General features: G+C 70.1%; 18 protein-coding genes and 1 pseudogene. 11 read left to right on the top strand and 8 right to left on the bottom strand.

Annotation, left to right across the window (positions count from 1 at the left end):
• Positions 1–347: 347 nt before the first annotated feature.
• The 8 genes and pseudogenes from ACFY9I_RS29495 (at position 348) to ACFY9I_RS29530 (ending at position 8,392) form a co-directional block, all read left to right on the top strand.
• Positions 348–876, top strand: a pseudogene (locus ACFY9I_RS29495) (hypothetical protein).
• 172 nt (positions 877–1,048) lie between these two features.
• Entirely contained in the window at positions 1,049–1,831 is a 783-nt protein-coding gene (locus ACFY9I_RS29500) for an NPP1 family protein (protein WP_391007057.1), read from the top strand.
• A gap of 481 nt (positions 1,832–2,312) precedes the next feature.
• Complete coding sequence (locus tag ACFY9I_RS29505) at positions 2,313–3,248, top strand: ATP-binding cassette domain-containing protein (RefSeq protein WP_391007059.1); 936 nt, start codon at positions 2,313–2,315, stop codon at positions 3,246–3,248.
• 29 nt (positions 3,249–3,277) lie between these two features.
• The gene (locus tag ACFY9I_RS29510; protein ID WP_391007061.1) at positions 3,278–3,967 is read left to right on the top strand and encodes an ABC transporter permease; all 690 of its coding nucleotides are present in this window, start codon (positions 3,278–3,280) and stop codon (positions 3,965–3,967) included.
• Positions 3,967–5,154 carry a histidine kinase gene (locus ACFY9I_RS29515; protein ID WP_391007063.1) on the top strand — a complete coding sequence of 396 codons (1,188 nt, stop codon included), beginning with the start codon at positions 3,967–3,969 and terminating at the stop codon, positions 5,152–5,154. The genes ACFY9I_RS29510 and ACFY9I_RS29515 overlap by 1 nt, the downstream gene beginning before the upstream one ends.
• Entirely contained in the window at positions 5,151–5,798 is a 648-nt protein-coding gene (locus tag ACFY9I_RS29520) for a response regulator (protein ID WP_391007064.1), read from the top strand. The genes ACFY9I_RS29515 and ACFY9I_RS29520 overlap by 4 nt, the downstream gene beginning before the upstream one ends.
• A gap of 144 nt (positions 5,799–5,942) precedes the next feature.
• On the top strand, positions 5,943–6,950 hold the full coding sequence (locus ACFY9I_RS29525; RefSeq protein WP_391007066.1) for an ElyC/SanA/YdcF family protein: 1,008 nt from the start codon (positions 5,943–5,945) through the stop codon (positions 6,948–6,950).
• Between the two features lie 209 nt (positions 6,951–7,159).
• Complete coding sequence (locus tag ACFY9I_RS29530) at positions 7,160–8,392, top strand: histidine kinase (RefSeq protein WP_391007068.1); 1,233 nt, start codon at positions 7,160–7,162, stop codon at positions 8,390–8,392.
• A 14-nt stretch (positions 8,393–8,406) separates the two neighbouring features.
• Here ACFY9I_RS29530 and ACFY9I_RS29535 read toward each other — a convergent pair whose 3' ends face one another.
• Entirely contained in the window at positions 8,407–8,649 is a 243-nt protein-coding gene (locus ACFY9I_RS29535) for a PLDc N-terminal domain-containing protein (RefSeq protein WP_391007069.1), read from the bottom strand.
• Between the two features lie 1,116 nt (positions 8,650–9,765).
• Between ACFY9I_RS29535 and ACFY9I_RS29540 the strand changes: the two genes are divergently transcribed.
• Complete coding sequence (locus ACFY9I_RS29540) at positions 9,766–10,602, top strand: trypsin-like serine protease (protein WP_391007070.1); 837 nt, start codon at positions 9,766–9,768, stop codon at positions 10,600–10,602.
• Positions 10,603–10,991: 389 nt separating this feature from the next.
• Here ACFY9I_RS29540 and ACFY9I_RS29545 read toward each other — a convergent pair whose 3' ends face one another.
• From ACFY9I_RS29545 to ACFY9I_RS29555, 3 genes are all read right to left on the bottom strand, one after another.
• Positions 10,992–12,203: a trypsin-like serine protease gene (locus ACFY9I_RS29545; protein ID WP_391007072.1), complete on the bottom strand. Its 1,212-nt coding sequence runs from the start codon at positions 12,201–12,203 to the stop codon at positions 10,992–10,994.
• Positions 12,204–12,790: 587 nt separating this feature from the next.
• Positions 12,791–13,624: an SDR family NAD(P)-dependent oxidoreductase gene (locus tag ACFY9I_RS29550; RefSeq protein ID WP_391007073.1), complete on the bottom strand. Its 834-nt coding sequence runs from the start codon at positions 13,622–13,624 to the stop codon at positions 12,791–12,793.
• Positions 13,625–13,759: 135 nt separating this feature from the next.
• The gene (locus ACFY9I_RS29555; RefSeq protein WP_391007075.1) at positions 13,760–14,326 is read right to left on the bottom strand and encodes a TetR family transcriptional regulator; all 567 of its coding nucleotides are present in this window, start codon (positions 14,324–14,326) and stop codon (positions 13,760–13,762) included.
• Between the two features lie 87 nt (positions 14,327–14,413).
• Between ACFY9I_RS29555 and ACFY9I_RS29560 the strand changes: the two genes are divergently transcribed.
• Positions 14,414–15,337: an NAD-dependent epimerase/dehydratase family protein gene (locus ACFY9I_RS29560; RefSeq protein ID WP_391007077.1), complete on the top strand. Its 924-nt coding sequence runs from the start codon at positions 14,414–14,416 to the stop codon at positions 15,335–15,337.
• 274 nt (positions 15,338–15,611) lie between these two features.
• Complete coding sequence (locus tag ACFY9I_RS29565) at positions 15,612–16,553, top strand: TIGR03564 family F420-dependent LLM class oxidoreductase (protein ID WP_391007079.1); 942 nt, start codon at positions 15,612–15,614, stop codon at positions 16,551–16,553.
• Positions 16,554–16,671: 118 nt separating this feature from the next.
• Here the strand turns inward: ACFY9I_RS29565 and ACFY9I_RS29570 are convergent, their stop codons facing one another.
• Genes ACFY9I_RS29570 through tgmA form a run of 4 tightly spaced genes read right to left on the bottom strand, consistent with a single transcriptional unit; the run spans position 16,672 to position 19,387 of the window.
• Positions 16,672–16,989: a DUF6087 family protein gene (locus ACFY9I_RS29570; RefSeq protein ID WP_391007080.1), complete on the bottom strand. Its 318-nt coding sequence runs from the start codon at positions 16,987–16,989 to the stop codon at positions 16,672–16,674.
• Between the two features lie 27 nt (positions 16,990–17,016).
• The gene (gene tgmC, locus ACFY9I_RS29575; RefSeq protein ID WP_391007082.1) at positions 17,017–18,147 is read right to left on the bottom strand and encodes an ATP-grasp peptide maturase system methyltransferase; all 1,131 of its coding nucleotides are present in this window, start codon (positions 18,145–18,147) and stop codon (positions 17,017–17,019) included.
• A complete protein-coding gene (tgmB, locus tag ACFY9I_RS29580) occupies positions 18,144–19,097 on the bottom strand; it encodes an ATP-grasp ribosomal peptide maturase (RefSeq protein WP_391007083.1) in 954 nt (317 codons plus the stop codon). Before tgmB ends, tgmC begins: the two co-directional genes overlap by 4 nt.
• Positions 19,094–19,387, bottom strand: a complete 294-nt coding sequence (gene tgmA, locus ACFY9I_RS29585; protein ID WP_359144491.1) for a putative ATP-grasp-modified RiPP — start codon at positions 19,385–19,387, stop codon at positions 19,094–19,096. The genes tgmB and tgmA overlap by 4 nt, the downstream gene beginning before the upstream one ends.
• Positions 19,388–19,405: the final 18 nt, after the last annotated feature.

Genomic DNA, 19,405 nt, shown 5'->3' on the forward strand with positions numbered 1-19,405 from the left:
CGCCGCCCCCCCCCCGGCGGCCCCCCCCCCCCCCCCCCCGCCCCCCCCCCCCCCCCCCCCCCCCCCCCCCCCCCCGCCCCCCCCCCCCGGCCCCCGGGGGGGGGGGGGGGGCCCCCCCCCCCCCCCCCCGCGACCAGCGGCGTCTCCGCGAGGAGCGTCCCAGGCGTGCCCCGCCGGGGCGTGCGGTCCCGAGCCGGGGCCCTGACCGGCTCCCCGGCCACACGCCCTCCCTCGCCGCCGGACACGCGTGCGGCGGCACCGCTCGCCAAGCGGGCACCCCGACGGGGGCGGTCTGCACACCACCGGCGTCTCGCGCTCCCTACGGCGCGAACCTGCAGATCCTCAAGGTGGAGATAGGCGGTGACACCAACTCCACCGACGGCGCCGAGGCCAGCCACCAGCACCCCAGGCACCGTCAACTGCGAAGCCGGCTACGGGTTCTGGCTGATGGAGCAGGCCAAGGCCCGTAACCCCGACATCAAGGTCCTCGGCATGCCCTGGGGCGCGCCCGGCTGGATCGGGGGCGGCAACTTCTACTCCCAGGACATGATCGACTACTACCTGTCCTGGCTGGACTGCGCCAAGCAGCACGGTGTGACGGTCGACTACGTCGGCGGCTGGAACGGGAAGGACTTCAACGCCACCTGTTTCGTGAATCTCAAGGCTGCCCTGAAGGCGAACGGCTACTCCTCGGTCAAGCTGGTCGGCGGTGACAACTGGGGAGACCACGCCTGGACCGTCGCCACCGACATGAAGAACAACAGCGCCCTGTACGACGCTGTCGACATCGCCGGCGGCCATTACACCTGTGGTGGCATCTCCGCGATGACGACCTGCTCGTCCACCTCCGACGCCCATCTGAAGCCACGTCGGTGAGCCACGGATCAACTTCGTGACTGCCGTGCGGCGGCTGGCTGCTGAGGACGTACATCCTTTGGTGTACACGGCTTTGGCCGGATGGCGGACGGTTGACCATCCCGCCTTGACGAGTCTGGTGCCCCGCCGGTGCCGAGGGGGTGCCGGCAACCGAGCAACTGGAGAGCCCCGCATGGCCCAGCCGTCCAAGCCCCGCAGAAGCTCCCGTCTCGCTCAGGCGGCCGTCGTCCTCGGCAGCGTCACCGCGCTGACCGCCGGACTGGCGGGCAGTGCCGACGCCGCTGTCCTGAACCCGCTGGGGTGGAACGCCAGCACCTTCCAGAACAAGTACATGCCGCGCTTCGACTACGACTCCGACAGCTGCTTCCCGGCGGCGGCCGTCGACGCGAGCGGAAGGCTCAACGGCGGCCTCAACCCGTCCGGCTCGCTCACCGGCATGTGCCGCAGCAACCACCTCGGCAAGGCCAACACCTACGCGCAGTCCAAGTGCCAGCACGGCTGGTGCGCGTACGTCTACGCGCTGTACTTCGAGAAGGACCAGTGCGACCCCACGAGCATCACCGAGTGCGGGCACCGCCACGACTGGGAGTCCGTCGTGGTCTTCCAGAAGCAGGGTGAGGAGCGGCCCCGCTACCTCGCCGCCTCACGGCACGGCGGCTACAGCACCCACCCGATCAACGAGGTGCCGATGGATGGCAACCACGTCAAGATCGTCTACCACAAGGACGGACCCAGCACGCACGCCTTCCGCTTCGCCAAGTGGGGCGAGAGGCCGGTGGCCTGGGGCACCGGCAAGTGGGACACGCCCGCCCTGGTCACCATGGAGAACATGGCCAAGACGCCGCGCGACGCCCTCTGGAACTCCAAGTGGGGTCTGGCCAACTTCCCGCTGACCAACAACCTCGTCAGCAACATCAACAAGGCCCGGCCCGCCGCCGTCCCCGCATTCTCCTGACGCACCGCCCCACCCAGAACCGCCCCCGGCGAGGACACCCCCCTGTCCCGCCGGGGGCTCTCCGTGCGCCCGTCGACCGTCTGTCCGCTGACCTGAAGCTGCCGCAGCCGCTGGTGGACGTTCTCCAGGGTTGCCCCGCCCACGCCCTGGTACCCGGCTGCGCAGCTCCGCGAGGAGGGGGCCCAGTTCGCGGACGAGCGACACCAGAGCCAAGGGGGCAGGGCCAAGGGGTTCGGGTCGTGGTAGCCGTCGATCGAGACCCGCATGCCGTGATGTGGCTGACGGTAGTTCTCAGTATCGCCGAGTGCCCCTCTGAAGCCACGTCGGTGAGCCACGGATCAACTTCGTGGCTGCTGTGGGCGGCTGGCTGTTGAGGACGTACATCCTTTGGTGTATGCGGCTTTGGCCGGATGGCGGACGGTTGACCGGCCCGCTGTGACGAGTCTGGTGCCCTGCCGGTGCCGAGGTGGTGCCGGGATTCGTGAGGGGACAGATCAGGATGATCGTCGCGCAGGGGTTGACCAGGCGGTACGGGCAGGTGACAGCCGTCGACGACGTGTCGTTCACGGTGGAACCGGGTGTGGTGACCGGGTTCCTGGGGCCGAACGGTGCGGGCAAGTCCACCACGATGAGGCTCATGCTGGGCCTCGACCAGGGCGAAGGCCGCACCACGTTCGACGGCCGCACCTACGCGGAGCTGGAGTACCCGACACAGACGGTCGGTGTGCTGCTGGATGCGGGGGCCGTGCACCCCGGGCGGACGGCGCGGGCGCATCTGCGGATGATCGCCGCGGGAGCGGGTCTGCCGCGGCGGCGGGTGGACGAGGTGCTGGAGATGGTCGGCCTGGCCTCGGCCGCGAACCGGCGGGCCGGCGAGTTCTCGCTCGGCATGCGGCAGCGGCTCGGGCTCGCCGCGGCCCTGCTCGGCGACCCGGCGGTGATCATGCTGGACGAGCCGGCGAACGGGCTGGATCCCGAGGGCATCCGGTGGCTGCGGGATCTGCTGAAGGTGTTCGCCGGGGAGGGCCGGGCGGTGCTGGTCTCCTCGCACCTGCTCAACGAGATGGCGGTGCTCGCCGACTCCCTGATCGTGCTGGGCGGGGGCAGGCTGATCGCCGCCGAATCGACCGACGACTTCATCGCCCGTCACTCCCGCAAGGAGGTGATCACCCGTGCCGACCAGCCCGAGGCGCTGCTGCGGACGCTGTGGGCGGCCGGGTTCGAGGCGTCGCAGGAACAGGACGGCCGGATCACCGTGGTGAACGCCACCACGGACGGCGTGGCCGCCGCGGCCCGGAGCGCCGGTGTGACCCTGCTCGAACTCTCGGCCGTACGGGCCGACTTGGAGGAGGCGTTCTTCAAGGCCACCTCCGACGTGGCCGCGTACAAGGCGCATGCACCGCAGGCCCGGATCTGACCGCCGCCGACTTCGAAGAGAGAACCGTCATGCTCAACGCGCTTCGCTATGAACTGATCCGGATCCGTACCCTCCGCTCCACCTGGATACTCCTGGCCGCCGGTGCGGTCCTGCAGTTCCTCGTGGCCTACATGGCGGCCGGCCACACCGACCAGACTCGGCTCTGGCGTTTCGTCGCCTCGTTCAACACGACGCTGCCCCTGGTCCTGCTGTTCCCGATGGCGATCGTGGTGGGGGCGTTCGGTCACGAGTACCGCTACCGGACCATCACGACCACGGTCCTGACGCTGAGGTCCCGCCCGGTGGTGATGGCGTCGAAGGCCGTGATCTCCGCTGTCCTAGCCGCCGTCACCGGCGTCCTGCTGGTGGGGATGACGCTGCTGGCCCAGGTGCTGCGGGGTGGCGCGCCGGACGACTGGGCGCGCATCGGGCAGGTGCTGGTCGCGGTGGTCGTCTACGGGGTGCTGAGTTTCCTCGTCGGGCTGGGCCTCGCGGCGCTGACCCGCAACGCGACCGTGGCCATGATCGTGATGCTCGCCGTGCCGATCGTGGTGGAGGGCCTCCTGTCGAAGGTGCTGAAAGAGTGGTGGATGGCGCCGTTCTTCTCCGCCGCGTCGCTGGTGGATTCCTTCAAGTGGCAGTCGCCGCTGCCCCTGACGGTGCTGGCCGCGTTGGTCGTCGTCGGTGCGGGTACGGCACTGGTACGACGGGACGTGTGATGCCTTCCGCCGGACGGCCCGGGGGCGCCGCGACCGCGGCGAGCTGCGGCGACGGGAGTCCCCGCCCCTGGTGGGGCGGGGGCTCCCTCCTGCGGTGGCTCGGGGACGGGGCAGTGGGGGCGCTCGTCGGGGCCCTCGGCGTGGCGATGGCCCGCGGCTCCGCGTTCGGGCTGTTGGCCGGCGGACGGACCGTGGTGCCTCTCGCCGTGGCGTGTGTGATCGTCCTGCGTCGCCGCCTCCCCCTCTCCGCGGCGTCGGCCGCGCTGCTGGGCTGGGTGCTCGTGGGCACACTGTGTGCGGTGCCCGTGGCCTGCTGGACGGTGGCGAGGCGGTACGGGCCCTCCGCAATGACCTGGGTGACCGCCGTCGTCGGCGGCGTGGTGGTCGTCGCGCCGTGGAGCACCTGGCCCTTGGGGCTCGGATTGCCGGTCATGGCGGGCGTCGCGGTCACCACGGTCGGTACCCCGGTCGTGCTCGGACTGTGGCTGCGGCAACGCTCGCAACTCCTCGCCGGACTGCGCGAGCGTGCCGAGCAGGCCGAGCGCGAGCGCAGGCTGCTGGCCGCGCGGGCGGTCTGCGAGGAACGCGCCCGTATCGCACGGGAGTTGAACGACGTGGTGGCCCACCGGATCAGTCAGATGACCCTGCTCGCGGGCGCCTTGGAGATGACCTCCGGCGACGCCGCCGCACTGGAGGCCGCGACCGCGATACGGACCGCCGGAGCGACGGCGCTGAAGGAGCTGCGCAAGCTCGTCGGCGTGCTCGGCAAGGGGGACGAGGACGTGCCGCTGCACCCTTTGCCGACCGTTCAGCAGGTGCGCCGGCTGGTCGAGGACGCGTCCCGCTCGGGCCGCCGGATACGTGTCGGCCTGCCCGACGAACTGCCCGAGCTGTCCGGCACGACCGGGCGCGCCCTGTACCGGCTGGTGGAGGAGTCCCTCGCCAACGCGGCGAGGCACGCGCCTGGCGCCGAGGTGGACGTGACCCTCGGGGTGTCGGACGAGGACGTCACCGTCTCGGTACGCAGCTCACCCGCGGCGTGCCCGTCGGCGGCCGAGTCCGGAACCGGATTCGGACTGCTGGGGCTGCGCGAGCGGGTGCAGCTGGCGGGTGGCAGGATGACGGCCGGCCCCCGCCCCGGGGGAGGCTTCCTGGTCACCGCGAGCCTGCCGAGGTACCCGTCATGATCCGAGTCGTACTGCTGGACGACGAGCCGCTGGTACGTGCCGGGCTGCGGATGATCCTGGAGAGCACCGGGACCGCCGAAGTCGTCGCGGAGGACGCGGACGGCACCCGAGCCGTCGAGCTCGTGCAGGCCCACCGGCCCGATGTGCTGCTGACCGACATCCGCATGCCGGTCGTGGACGGTCTGGAAGTCACCCGCCGGGTACGGGCGCTGGCCTCTCCGGCCGAGGTGTTGGTGCTGACCACCTTCGACCTGGAGGAGTACGTGTACCTGGCCCTCCAGGCCGGCGCCGCCGGGTTCCTGCTCAAGGACGCCCCACCGCACGAGATCGCCCGTGCCGTCGAGATCGTCGCCAAGGGCGAGGCGATCCTCGCCCCGGCCATCACCAAACGGCTGCTGACCCGGTTCGCCACCGGAGCGGGCAGCAAAGCCTCCGAGGCCAAGGGGAAACTGTCCCGGCTCACCGGCCGGGAACGCGAGGTCGCCGCCGCCGTGGCCACCGGCGCTGCCAACGCGGAGATCGCCCGCACGCTCCACATGAGCGAGGCCACCGTGAAGGTCCACATCAGCCGCATCATCACCAAGCTCGACCTGGACAACCGCACCCAGATCGCCATCCTCGTCCACCAGGCAGGCGAAGCCTGAGCCTCAACGGCCAGGCGCGGCCGGTGTCTCCCGGCCGCCACGGCGCATCTCTCCTCCTCACCTCTTCCTTCCCCCTCTCCCTTTCCTCCCTCCTTCGGCCGGAGACCTCCCGGCACGATCAATGACGTACAAGGGGCCGGCACAGTGGTGCACCTGGTTCTGTTCACTCCCGCAGGCGTCTTCTTCCTGGTCTTCGCCTGCAGTTTCGCGTACGACCGAAGACTCGTACGCAACGGCGTCTACCTGTTCTTCGCGCTCCTGTTCCTGCTCGTGGGGCTGGCGGGGGAAGTGATGCAGGCGTCGGCACTGGCGGCCGTGTACCTGCTCGCCGCTCCCCTCCTCCTGCTGCCTCCGACGATGCTTGTGCTCGCCGTCTTCCTGATCGTCAACGGGGTGACGATGCTGCGCCGTGAGGGCAGGAGCCTGGCGAACCTGCTGTCGCTGGCGGCAGGTGTCGGCATCATCCTGTTCCTCGTGCTGAGCGTGCTGGCCCGTAACACCCGGTGGAAGCCGCTGGAGTTGGTGGTGACCCCGGTGACGGGCGCCCTCGGCTATGTCTCGTTCCTCTTCGTGTGCTTCCTGCTCTACTCCTTCGTCTACGGCAGGATCGGGCACCGGGGTGCCGTCGACTTCGTCGTGGTCCTCGGTTCCGGGCTGGTCGGAGGTTCGCGCGTTCCGCCGCTGCTGGCCAGCCGGCTGGAGCGGGGACGCGCCGCCTTCGACGCCGAACGGGCCAAGGGCCGGGAACCGATGCTGCTGACGTCCGGCGGCCAGGGGCCGGACGAGGACCTCCCCGAAGCGCGGGCGATGGCCGACTACCTCATCGCGGCCGGCGTACCGGCCGACCGGATCCTCGTCGAGGACCAGTCCCGCACCACCCAGGAGAACCTGCGCTTCAGTAAAGCGCTGATGCAGGACCACAAAACCGACTACCGGGCCCTGGTGGTCACCAACAACTTCCACGTCATGCGCGCCGCACAGATCGCGCGCAAGGAGAAGGTCAGGGCACAGGTCATCGGCTCACCGACGGCCCGCTACTTCTGGCCCAGCGCGACGATCCGCGAATTCGCGGCCGTCTTCCTCTCCCACCGGGTACTGAACCTCGGCATCTCCGCAGTGCTGATCGCCCTCGGCGTGGCGCTCGCCCTGTGAACCCGTCCCACGTGCGACAAAGCCGCGGGCGAAAAACCCGGACGCGGCCTGATCTACATGGACACCCGTACCGTCGCCACATGGTGATCCAGGTCGTCACCCATCGGACATGGTCGGGCATAATGCGCGCCGTCCGGCCGACGGCCGGGTCCGGGGCCGGCCGCCACCGCTCCGGCGGACCTGCCCACCATGCACCGAGGTGACGTGTGATGACGCAGCCCCCTGCCGATGACCTCGCCGCCCGCCCCATCCGAGGGCGCGGCATCCTGAGAGCCACCGTGGTCGCCATGCTGGTGCTCGCGGCCTACTGGGAACAGACGGCGAACCCCTACTACCACGTCAGCCTGTGGTGGGACCTGCTCGTGCTGCCGTTCTGCCTGGTCGCCCTCGCGTGGCCGGTCGCCAAGCGGCCGGCCTGGTTCACCGCCGAGCTGCGCACCGCCGTGCCCGCCGGCGTCGCCTTGATCGTATTCGCCCTGTGTGCGACCGATGTCGCGCGTGGAGACGATCTGCCCATCGCGGTGTCCGGCGCCCTGTCGGGTCTGCAGCTGATCGCGGTCCGCGACTGCCGTCCCCGGTGGGTGGTCGGGTGCTCCCTCCTCGTCGGCGTCGCGCTCCTCCTCGGGTCCGGCCCCATGGCCGTCCTGGGCGCCGGCATGGCGGCACTCGGTGGCTATCTGCGTGCCCTGGGCAAACGCCGCAGGGCCGCCGTCGCCGCGACCCAGCGCGCCGAGCGTCTGGCGATGGCGGCGGACCTGCACGACTTCGTGGCCCACCACGTCACCGGCATCCTGATGCAGGCCCGGATGGCACAAATGATCGGAACGACCGACCCGGACCAGCTGGCCAAGCTCTTGGACGGCGTCGTGAGCGGCGCCACCGAAACGCTCGCCTCCATGCGCCGCACCGTCGGCTTCCTGCGCGACAGCCTCGAGGAGACGGCCGCGGGAAAGGCCGCCGCCGATCGCCGCGTGGGCACTCTGGCGTCCCTTCCCGAACTCGTCGAAGGTTCCGGCGGCCCGGTCGGCCCGCAAGCGGTGCTCCACCGCGATCCCTCCGTCCCCGACGACCTTCCCTACGACATCCAGGTCGCCGCCTACCGTGTCGTGCAGGAGTCGCTCACCAACATCCGCCGCCACGCCGCCGACGCCACCGAGGTCGCCGTCCGTCTCACCCACGACGGCCAGGCCCTGGAGGTGACCGTGCTCGACAACGGCAAGGGCGGCACGGCACTGCCGGTTGCGGCGCGCGGCGGCGGCTTCGGCCTGGTCGGCCTCACCGAACGCGTCACCGCGCTCGGCGGCGAACTGCGCACCGGGCCGCGCCCCGAGCGGGGCTGGCAGGTCACCGCCGTACTCCCGGCCACAGCGGGCGAAGCAGCGCTTGAGGCCGGCGCCGATGTCGGCGCCGGCCCGGCCGGTGTTCGTATTGCTTACAGCTGATCGAAGCTCGTGTGTCAGACGACGCCCGGCCGACGCCGGGCGTCCTTGCGGCCGACGACGAACCAGCACAGGGAGCCGATGAAGGGGGCGATGAAGGCAAAAATCATCCAGATCAGCTTCATCCCCACGGTAAGGGAGGACCTGATGATGCTGACCAGGGTGCAGATGAAGAGCACCAGGCAGGCAAAGGCACCGAGAACGAGCACGCCGTTCACCACCGCGACGCCCACTTCTGTGCCGGTGGCGGCGAGGGTCATGTGGTGGTGTACAAGCTGCGTCTGCATCATGCGTTCCTCTCAAGGTGGACGACCGGGTCTCACCGATCACGTGCAGCGATATTCGCTGCTGAGGGATGCCGACGGCGTCCTACTTTCGATCTCACCCAGGTAACCCAGAAGTGGTACGCAGGCGACCTGCCGCTCGTCACGCCGCATCGCGTCTGCCGACGACAGCACGATGTGACGCCGACCGCACCGCGCCCAAGAGGCAAAGGCCCGGGGCCCCGCGGCAGTGGGCGGGCGAACCGGAAGAACTACTCGGGGAAGCACAAGGCGCATGGCCTGTTGCTCCGCGCCCTGACCGACGCGAAGGGGCGGCTTCTGTCGATCTCCTCGGTCCGCCGCGGCACCTGCAGCGAGATCACGGCGGCCCCTTACGAGAAGCTGTACGCGCGACTGCGCGAGCTGGAGCTCGCAGCGGTGGCCGACCCGGGTTCGTCGGTCTGGACGAGGGCGCCGAGGAGCAGCCGGCGGTCATCACGGAGTTCGAGGCAAGCGGCGGCAAGCGGCTGTCGTCACCGAAGAAGGTCGTGAACCGGCTGCTCAGCAGCCCGCGGGCGCCGGTCGAACACAGCTTCGCGAGCCCGAAGACCTTCCGGAATTCCGACCAAGGTGCGCATGCACCCGCGACACGCGACCGCGCTGGTGCGGGCCTTGGTGGTGCTGACGCACCACCAGGTGGCTCAGTGACCGGTGATCTCCCCGCAATGATCACCGTGACGAACTGCGCGAGCACCCCAACGGCTCCTCATTCCAGGGCCGTTTACCTGCGCGCAATCATCATGGAACTTCCTCATTGCCGCACTGCGCACCGACCTTCAGGCCCTTCAAGAATTCCCAGGGCCATAGTTCTTTGGATGTAGCGCCGCATAGCCATTCGAGTGATGCTCGCCCGGATGTGCAACCGTACGGTGGCATCACACGCGGCAGCGTGCCCAGACCTGAGCTGACGCGCTGGAAGGTCGGCGCCGCCGAGCGGCTGGGACGACTTCCGGGGCAAGCGCGGGAGGAAGCCGGCTGCGGGCTTTGGGTTGCCTCACTTCTTTGTGGACTCCGTCCACCTTCCCCACTTTCCCTTCGAGGAGTTCCCGTTTCATGTTCAAGCACAAGCGCGTGGCGTCCAAGCGAAAGCGCACCGTCAAAACCGTTGCCGCAGTGGCCGGGGTTGCGGCTGCGGCGGTGGTCGCCACCGCGACCGCGCAGGCTGTCGTCGGCGGCAAGCCCGCCCGGACCGACAAGAACTCGTTCATGATGCTGATCAAGTACGGCAAGACGGACTTCTGCGCCGGTGTATTGGCGTTCGACCAGATCCATGTCATCACCTCGGCTGAGTGCATCTACTCGACCGAGGACAACAAGGACGAGACGAGAGTCATCGCAGGCCGCGCGAACGCCTACACGAAGAAGACCGGCACGCCCATCAGGGTCAAGGACGTCTGGATACCGGACAGCTTCGCCGACTACTCCACTGACCCCAGCAAGGCGAAGGTCCCCAACAACGACATCGCCGTGCTCAGGCTGGCCAAGCCCATGCCCTCCCAGTACAAGCCGATCAAGTGGGTCCCGTCAGGGTTCACGTACACGCCCGGCACCAAGGCCCGCCTCCTCGGCTGGGGCACCACCTCCGCAGACCAGGAGAAGTCGCCGGGCGACCTGCGGGAGGCGACGCTCCCGCTGCTCCCCGACTCCGCCTGCAAGCGCGCCTACCAGGGCGACTACAACCCCGAGAACATGATCTGCGGCGGAAAGCCCAAGGGCGGCGTCGGCGCCTGCGTGAACGACCGCGGCGCTCCGCTGCTTGTCTCGGACGGGAAGGAGTGGCTCCTGGCGGGTCTGGCTTCCTGGGGAGAGGGGTGCGCCGAGGCGGGCAAGCCCGACGTCATGACCAAGGTGTCGAAGTTCGCGGGTGACCTGGCGAGTGCGACCAAGTAACAGCTGACGACGTCTCGTATAGTGAAACAGCTACCGCCGAGTGTCGTATCGCCGCACGAACGGTACGACGGCACTCGACGGTAGCGCCGGACAGTCGTTCAGAGGGCTCCGGGGGGGCGCCAAGCCACCCTGTCTCTCTGTCTGACCACTGCTGGCGTCGGACCACTCATCAGCCGCCCCGCCTGGCCTCGGTCACCTTGAGGGAACCGGCGGCTCTGGCGGGCTTCGCCTACTTCGTCGGCTTGGAGGCGTTCGACTGCGCGGTGACCGTCACGACCGGCCCAGGGTGTCGGCCGACGCCTTCCGGGCATGCGGCGAGTCCGCCGGAACGGCGACGACCGGCACGGGGCAACCGGACCAGTGAGACCGCCTTCGCCGATTCCCGCAGCTCAGGCCGGGCTTGGGGTCATCGCCTCGAGTGCGATTGTGCCGCCCGCGGAGGTCGCCTCGACCTGGCACGAGACGGCACTGCGGGCGAGATCCTTGGTGAGGGTCAGCCTCGCCCCGGTGCCTCCGTCGATGGCGTCGAGGAACGTGAAGCCGTCGTCACCGGTCACGCTTCTGAACCACTGGTACTTGACCGAGTCGGGAGCCTTGCCGGCCCAGCGCGGGAGGTGGCAGGTCAGCTTGGAGCCGGCCTGCTGTCGGCCCGTGATGGTCAGCTTCCCTGCGGGCATCGGCACCAGGGTGGGGCGGGGCTGAGTCAGCCACCCGCGCAGCTTCGCGGCGTCGGCGAAGGCGCTGGGATGGCCCTGGACGCACGCCTTGTCGAGCACCTCGGAGCCGAAGCTGACAATCCCGGCCAACTCGGGGCCCCGGCGCCCCCGCTCCAGCAGCGGGCCACCGCTGTCACCTGAGCAGATGGTCGCCCGCGGGGCCCGCGCGCACAGCACCGAGGTGCCGTCCACGACACCCGCGAGTCGGCTGTTGCAGGTGCGGTCACCGATGACCTTCATGTCGGCCCGGCGCAGGACGTCGCCGACCGGGCTGGGGTCCTTCTCGGTGGGCGGCTTGGTCAACCCGTGGCCGTAGACCCGTACGCGGCTGTCGACCGCGGGAGCGTGCCGTGCCACCGGGACCGGGTGGACGCCCCGGACGGGCTTCGTGAGCACGATGACGGCCACATCGTCGGCCGCGCCCGACTTCTCGTAGCTCTGGGGGTCCTTGGGCGAGGGGATGGTCCGATAGTTCGGGTGGACGGCGAAGCCCCGCATATGGACGAGCCGTCCGGGGCGCGTGGACAGGGGGCCGCCGCCGACACGTATCTCCAGGTCGCGGGGGTTCGCGTGGTCCAGGCAGTGCCCGGCGGTGGCGATCCTGATCGGCGAGATCAGCACACCGCCGCACGAGAACCGCTGGGCAGGGGTGCCGTCGCCGGAAGAAATGGTGACCATCCAGGGGGCCTCCGACGGGTTCCGCACCTCGTGTCCGCCTGAGACAGCGAACGCGGGAGTCGCGGACGCTGCCGCGATACCGAGTGCGGCAAGCCAGGTCGCTGTTCTGCGCAGCAAGATTTCATCTCCATCTGGTGGGGCGGGACGCGCGGGCGGAAGAGCCTGGCAAGGGATCCGGGGCCTTGGCCGCCGTCCCGCCTCTCTCATCACTTGAGCCGGCACCTTTGCGGTGCCGGCATGGCGTCCAGACTCGTCCACGATCGGTCGGCAACCATCCCTCTCCGGGGCAAAAGCCGTATACGACCGCAGAGGTACGGATGTCAGTACGAAGGATGATGAGGTTGGCCGCCGCCAGGTCGTCGGTTCACGCTGGCCCGCCCCATGAGGAGTGTGCGGGCGACATCACCTTGGTGCGTGTCGCGTGAACGATTCCGGGCTTCGTCCCTCGGGCGGCGGAGGTTCGCATCCGGCTGGGTGAGTGAGAAGAGCCGGAACCTGTGCGGCCCGTGTGCCGGGGAGCACCGCGGGGAGCGGCGAACCTTGGTGGCGGGCCAGTATGGGTGTTGGGCCGACGGCGAATGGGAGGCGAGCGTGGCCGACTCCTTGGTGTCGGCGGCCAGTTGTTCGCGCTCGGTCTGCGGCGGGGCGGCGTGCGCAGCGCGCCCGGGAAGAGGCTGTTCGACCAGGTGCTCCAGGAGTCCAGGTGGTGAAGCCCGGACAGAGCCGGCTCGACCGGCCGGTCTGCGGCCGGCCTCGAGGCTGTCGAGGATCGTCGGCAGTCGTTCCCGGAAGGGTCAGGTGTTGTCGTCCGTCTCCCGCGCCTTCCTCGCCCTGCGGTCGAACTCCCGGTTCAGCAGAGGCATCAGCACACTGCCGAAGCGTGCCAGCGCCCACGTGCCGGTGTCCGGGCAGATCAGGAAGCGCCGTCGGTCGATGCCGGCCATGATCGCCTCGGCGACCCGCTCGGCCGGGATGGGTGCGATGGTGCCGCCGATCGCCCGGGTCTCGGCCGGCTTCCACCGGTTCTCCTCAGCCAGCTGCGGGGTGTCCACGTCCGGTGGGAACACCACCCCCACGTGCACGCCGCGCGGTGTGAGCTCGGCCCGCAGCGACTCCATCAGCCCGCGCACGGCGAACTTCGCCGGTCCGTAGGCGCTGTAGCCGTAGATCCCGATGAGGCCGGCAGCGGACGACACCGCGACCACGCTGCCCTGTCCGCGCTCCACCATGCCGGGGACGACGGCCCGCACCGCGTGGAGCGTGCCGAAGTAGTCCACGTCGATCATCTGCCGGAACACATCGTCCGGCAGTTCCAGGAAGTGCCCGGGGCGGGCCAGCCCGGCCGAGGCGACCAGCACGTCACAGGGCCGTCCCTGCTCCTGCTCCAGTTCGGTCACGGCACGGGTGACGGCCGCGCGGTCGGCGACGTCAGCAACCCTGGCCGCGGCCCCCACCTCCTTGGCCGCCGCCTCCAGACGCTCCTTTCCACGCGCGATCAGCGACACCTTCGCCCCGCGGGCCGCGAGCAGCCGGGCCGTGGCCAGCCCGATGCCGCTCGATCCGCCGGTCACGATCGCATGAGCCGAGCCGAGCTCCAGAGAACCGCTGCGTGCTGTGTTCGTCTTCACGGGATGCACCTCTCCGCTGCGCGCCGTCACTGGTGGTCCGCCAAGTCCTGGTGTGCTCGCCCTACCGGATCCACGGACCATCGACGCCACGATCAGACGATCGCTGATCGCCTACCAGCACTGCGGCTCTCTCATCTAGGCACGCCGCGCGGTCAGGGCCTTGAGCTCGTCGAGCGATTCCCGCATCACCTGGGCCAGCTCGCGTTCCTCGGAGGCCGAGAGCCAGAGCTGGAAGCCGACCTTGAAGACGGAGATCCCCGCCTCGGCGGTCAGAGTCGCGGACGGCTCCGCGACGCCGCGTCGGCGCAGGGCGTCCGCGATCGCGGCAGACATCGAGGCGTACTTGGTCAGCTCGCGCTCCTGGAGTTCCGCGTTCGCCGCGATTACGGCCTGGCGCTGCCGGTACTCGCGGGGGTCGGCGAACGCCTGGGCGACCGCTTCGAGTCCCGCTGCCACGGCGTCGATCGGCGCCATGGACTGCGGTGCCTCGGCTACCGCGGTCACGAACTGCTCCTGCAGCGCGCCGGATTGACCGAACATCACCTCGCACTTGTCGGCGTAGTGCCGGAAGTACGTCCGCTCGGTGAGGCCCGCCCGCTTGGCGATCTCCGCCACCGTGGTCTGTTCGTAGCCGCGCTCACCGAACAGCTCCAACGCCGCTTGCGCGAGGCGACCGCATGCGTTCGGCTCCCATCTGCCCATGCCCGGATCCTACGCGATGACAGTGACTGACATCAGGTGTTAGGGTCTGATGACAGTGACTGACATCAGTGGTCAGGGGTCCTCTCCATGCGCATCTTCGTGACCGGTGTGTCCGGCTGGATCGGCTCCGCCCTCGTGCCCGAGCTCATCGGCGCAGGGCACCAGGTCGTCGGGCTCGTCCGCTCCGACGCCACCGCCGACGCCCTCGCCGCCGCCGGGGCGGAAGCGGTCCACGGCACCGTTGACGATCTCGACGTCCTGGGCAGCACCGCCGCCGCCTCGGACGGGGTGATCCATCTCGCCTTCAACAACGACATGGCCTTCGCCGGCAACCTGCAAGGTGCTGCCGGGACCGACCGCCGCGCCGTCGACACCTTCGGCGACGCGCTCGCCGGTACCGACCGCCCCCTCGTCATCGCCTCCAATCTCCTCGGCCTCGCGCCCGGGCGGGTGGCGACCGAGCGGGACAGGGCCGCCATCGACGGCTCGCCGGGCACGATCCGGCAGGCCACGGCCCATGCCGCGCTCGCACTCGCCTCGTGCGGCGTGCGCTCGTCCGTAGTGCGACTGGCGCCCAGCTGCCACGGCGAAGGGGACAACGGCTTCATGGCGATGCTGATCTCCATCGCCCGGGCCCAGCGTGTCTCCAGCCACATCGGCGACGGCGCCAACCGCTGGCCGGCCGTCCACCGGCTGGACGCCGCACGGCTGTTCCGCCTGGCGGTCGAGAAGGCACCCGCGGGATCAGTACTGCACGGCATCGCCGAGGAGGGCGTCCCGATCCGGGACATCGCAGAGGTGATCGGCCGGCACCTCGACGTCCCGGTGGCTTCCGTGGCCCCCGAGGCCGCGGCCGAGCGCTTCGGCTTCCTCGGCGCCCTCCTCGGCTTCGACGCGCCGACGTCGAACACCCTGACCCGCGAACTGCTGGACTGGCACCCGACCCACCCCGGGCTCCTCGAAGACCTCGACAAGGGCCATTACTTCCGCACCTCCGCCCCAACGGCCTGACGGCCGCGAAGGCGCCACCTGCGCGACTGTCCCGCCAGCGCGGAGAACTCCCCCCAGCACCCCCGCCCTCGCCTCCGCCTCGGCGAGACAGTCCACGACCTTCGCCGAACCATCCGCAGGAACGCCCAAGAACACAGCCAGGAAGCGCACGGTCGTCAGCCGCAGCGCCAAGCCAGGTTGCGGGCCCGCCGCTTCATCACTTCACCAGCACCCATCCCACCGATTGAGGCCCAGTAATGACGAGCACGTCGCTCACCAAGACGAGGGAGAACACATGCGCGTCGGAGTAGCCATGCCCCAGTTCGCCCCCACAGAGAACCTCAAGAACGTCACTGACCGCGCCGCCGAACTGGGCCGGGAAGCCGAACAACTGGGGATCGACTCGGTCTGGTTCAACCAGCCGGCCACGCACGATGCCATCGTGCTCGCGGCCGTCGTGGGCCGGGAGGTCCCCCGCATCTCCGTGGGCACCGCCGTCGTCCCCATGCACCCACGACACCCGCAAATCCTCGCATCCGCCGCCAAGACAGCCCAGGCGGCCACCCACGGCCGCTTCCAACTCGGCATCGGCCTCGGAGCACCGGACCTGCTCACACACGCCTACGGCCTGCCCTACCCGCCGCCGATCGCTCACCTGCGCGAGTACCTCAGCGCCCTCCGGCCCCTGCTCGCCGGTGAGGTCACCCCCTACGAGGGCAGCACCCTGACATCGCGCCCGGTCGGCCCCACCAAGGTCCTCGGCGCAGAACCGGAGATCCCGCTCATCGTGGGCGCCATGGGCGCCCAGGCCCTACGCGTGGCAGGTGAGTTGGCAGACGGAACGATGCCCTTCCTGGCCGGACCCCGGACCCTCGAGGAACACATCGTTCCCCGGATAACCGAAGCAGCCACGCGTGTCGGCCGCCCCGCTCCACGGGTGATCGCCTCGGTCCCCGCCATCGTGACCGACGACATCGACCAGGCCAGGGCCGCGGCCACCGCCCATCTGGCCTTCTACGATTCGATCCCGTCCTACCGCCGCGTCCGCGACATGGAGGGCGCACACCGCGCCGTCGACCTGGCACTGATCGGCGACGAGGCGACGGTCGCAGCCGGACTGCGCCGCTACATGGAGGCCGGGGCCACCGAGATCACCGTCGCCTACACCGACATCGCCCGCGAGGAAGACCGCCGGCGCACGTGGCAGCTCGCCGGCAGCCTGACGCGCTCAGCCTGACCACGGCGGCGGCATGGCGACCCGTAGCTCGCTCGCGTCGCCGCTCGTGGCGACAGGGTGAGCCGCCGGAGCGGCGCCCGCCCCAGGCATCAGAAGGGGCGCCTTTGGCACGGGTCGGTCAGGGCTTCCGGTGACGTCCTCGGCCGGGGCCGAGACCAGGCGGAGCAGGCTGGACGTCCGGCCCGCTCTCGTGGGCAGGCTCAGGAACGTGTCCCAGAAACTCCCTGGCAGCGTCCGCGTTCGGGGCCACGCCGACTGTCACCCATGTCTGCCCGTCCCACTCCATCAGGGCGCGCGGGGCGTTGGGGGCGACATGGGAGGCGCGGGCTCCGTCGGCGAGGGGTACGGCGCGGCGTGTGCCGGTGATCTGCCGTTGCGCGGCACGGCGCCGGTCACGTCGGGCTGCCCACTCGTGCAAGGGCTCCTCATCCGCCATCGTTCGCGCCTCCTGGTGCTCGTGCCGTCAGACCCTAGACCAGGTCACGGTCTGCTCGTCGGGGGTGACGGTGACCTCGAAGAGGTCCAGGCCCGGGGCGCCGTCGGCGCGCCATTGGGTGACGGTCTCCTCGACGTCGTCCCACAAGCGCACGGGCCCGCCCTGGCGGACGGTCCAGGCATCGCCGTCCTGGACGAGAGCGGCCCAGGCGGCGGCGTCCACGTCGATCAGGAGGTGTTCGGTGCGGCCGTCCCGGTTGAGGTTGAGGCGCTGCGCGCGGGGGGCCGCGAGCTGGGCGACGAAGCGCGTGTTCCAGTCGTCCAGAGCGTGCGGGGGGAGCCCGGTGGTGCGTTCCTCGCCCTCGTCGATGTCCGGCAGCAGGCCGAGCGGGGGCGGGAGCTGGGAACGGGCGATCATGAAGGAGACCTGCCCGCCGAGGAGTCGGCCGCGGGCCGTCCCGTCCTCCTCCACGGTGAGCCGGGCGAGTTCGGAGGAGTAGAGCCAGCCGGACAGCGTGGCGAGGATGATCCCGCCGGGCCGGGTCTGCTCCACCCACGCATACGGGAGCTCGGTGACGCCGCACGTCGCAATCAGCCGGTCGTACGGGCCGCCGTCGGGGTGGCCGGCCAGCCCGTCACCAGTGATCAGGAACGGCGCGTACCCGGCGTGCCCGAGCGCTGCACGGGCACGGATGGAGACCTCCGGGTCCACCTCCATGGACGTCACGAGGTCTTCGCCGAGTCGGTGGCAGAGCAGGCCGGTGGAGTAGCCGGTTCCCGTGCCGATCTCCAATACGCGGTTGCCGTCCTCGACCTGGAGGTCTTCGAGCATCCGGGCGACGAGGCCGGGCAGGGTGCTCGATGAGGTGGGCTCGCGCAGGATCTCGCCGCGGATGTCCCGGGGGGCGATCGTCCCGGCGATCTGGGTGACGAGGGAGGCGTCTTGGTAGCAGCCACCCAACCATCCGGCGTCATAGGGCAGGACCGGCCGCCACGCCGTGGGGCCGGGGCTGTCGGCCCGTTCGAAGTAGCCACCGCGCACGAACTCGTGCCGGGGCACGCTTTCGACGGCGGCCCGCCATGGGTCGGTGCGCAGGTGGCCACTGGCGGCCAGGCGCTCGGCGAGCGCGAGGCGGAGGGCCTTGTCGTCGTCGGTCACGTCGTGGTCTTCCTCTCCAAGAGGTCGGCCAGGGCTGCGCACATGGGCAGACCCGTCTCAGGTTCCAGCCAGTACCACTGACCGGAGGGGTTGCACTCCAGGAACCACCATTGCCCGTCCTCGGCCACGCAGAAGTCGAAAGCCCCGAAGACAAGCCCGAAGTGGTCCATGTAGTGGCGCAGCGCCGGAGCGATGCCCGGTGGCGGCTCCACGGGGGTGTAAGTGAGCCGGTCGTAGTTGGTGCGCCAGTCCAACAGGTGGGAGTCGATACGGACGCAGAACACCCGGGTACCGATGACGGTCACCCGTACGTCCGCAGTTTTCGGGATGCGCTTCTGGAAGAGGTGCGCCGTGCCCGCCACACCGTCATCGATGTCCGTGGCGGACACCTCGGCGACCTTGACGACGTTCGACACCCCGTCCACCCGGTACACCGGGTTGTGCAGCGGCTTGTAGATGACCGAGCCCTGCCGCTTGATGAAGGCCCGGGCCGCGTCAGGGCTGGAGGTGATGAGCGTGGGCGGCACCAGGAAGCCGGCCTCTACGGCCGCGGCGAGCCCGGACGGTTTGAACTCCGCGTCCCCGATGCGGTGCGGGTGGTTGACGTACAGGCAGCCCGGCAGGGCGGCCAGCACCCCACCAAGCCCGTACCGGGCCTGCGTGACGGCGAACCGTGCGTCCTGGTCGCTGAGGTGCGGGAAAGAGAACCCGGTCGGCCGGCGGTAGTACATCGCGCGGACGTTGGCCAGGTCCGCGGTGCGCGAGGGGGTGAGGAGGCGTCCCTCGATCCCGTGCGGGGTGATCTCTGCCTCCACCGACAGCGATGCGGGGAAGTCCCCCGAGTCGAGCCGCACGACCGGGATGTCCCGGCCGTGCAGCTCGCGAATCACCACGTCGGCGGTGGGGTCGTGCAGGCTGGTGACGACCAACACCGGACGTGTGTCATTCACTGGTCGCTGTCGCTCCCGGTGTCGGTGTCCTGGGTGGTGCCGTTGCCGTCGGGGCTGGTCCCGGTGGAGGGGCTGGTGCCGGTGCTGGTTCCGTGGCCGGGCATCTCCATGACCTGGCCACTCGCGTCGAAGAACTCGGCGGTCTGGGTGTCCGGGTCCAGCCGGGCCGTGGTGTACCCGGGAGCCATCGTGGGGTACGGCGCCATACGGCTGACTCCCCACGGCAGCGGGGTGATGGTTCCCTGCGGGACCGCCGTGCTCGTCGGCAGACGGTCAGAGTGGACGAACATGCCTCTCCTCTGTGTCGC

This window comes from Streptomyces sp. NPDC012510 (assembly GCF_042955065.1).
GTDB lineage: Bacteria > Actinomycetota > Actinomycetes > Streptomycetales > Streptomycetaceae > Streptomyces.

Bases quoted from the DNA above. Each gene is read 5' to 3' on its own strand.
- ACFY9I_RS29500 (WP_391007057.1), top strand. From the start codon at position 1,049: ATGGCCCAGCCGTCCAAGCCCCGCAGAAGCTCCCGTCTCGCTCAGGCG.
- ACFY9I_RS29510 (WP_391007061.1), top strand. From the start codon at position 3,278: ATGCTCAACGCGCTTCGCTATGAACTGATCCGGATCCGTACCCTCCGC.
- ACFY9I_RS29515 (WP_391007063.1), top strand. From the start codon at position 3,967: ATGCCTTCCGCCGGACGGCCCGGGGGCGCCGCGACCGCGGCGAGCTGC.
- ACFY9I_RS29520 (WP_391007064.1), top strand. From the start codon at position 5,151: ATGATCCGAGTCGTACTGCTGGACGACGAGCCGCTGGTACGTGCCGGG.
- ACFY9I_RS29530 (WP_391007068.1), top strand. From the start codon at position 7,160: ATGACGCAGCCCCCTGCCGATGACCTCGCCGCCCGCCCCATCCGAGGG.
- ACFY9I_RS29535 (WP_391007069.1), bottom strand. From the start codon at position 8,649: ATGACCCTCGCCGCCACCGGCACAGAAGTGGGCGTCGCGGTGGTGAAC.
- ACFY9I_RS29540 (WP_391007070.1), top strand. From the start codon at position 9,766: ATGTTCAAGCACAAGCGCGTGGCGTCCAAGCGAAAGCGCACCGTCAAA.
- ACFY9I_RS29545 (WP_391007072.1), bottom strand. From the start codon at position 12,203: ATGAGAGAGGCGGGACGGCGGCCAAGGCCCCGGATCCCTTGCCAGGCT.
- ACFY9I_RS29555 (WP_391007075.1), bottom strand. From the start codon at position 14,326: ATGGGCAGATGGGAGCCGAACGCATGCGGTCGCCTCGCGCAAGCGGCG.
- ACFY9I_RS29560 (WP_391007077.1), top strand. From the start codon at position 14,414: ATGCGCATCTTCGTGACCGGTGTGTCCGGCTGGATCGGCTCCGCCCTC.
- ACFY9I_RS29565 (WP_391007079.1), top strand. From the start codon at position 15,612: ATGCGCGTCGGAGTAGCCATGCCCCAGTTCGCCCCCACAGAGAACCTC.
- ACFY9I_RS29570 (WP_391007080.1), bottom strand. From the start codon at position 16,989: ATGGCGGATGAGGAGCCCTTGCACGAGTGGGCAGCCCGACGTGACCGG.
- tgmA (WP_359144491.1), bottom strand. From the start codon at position 19,387: ATGTTCGTCCACTCTGACCGTCTGCCGACGAGCACGGCGGTCCCGCAG.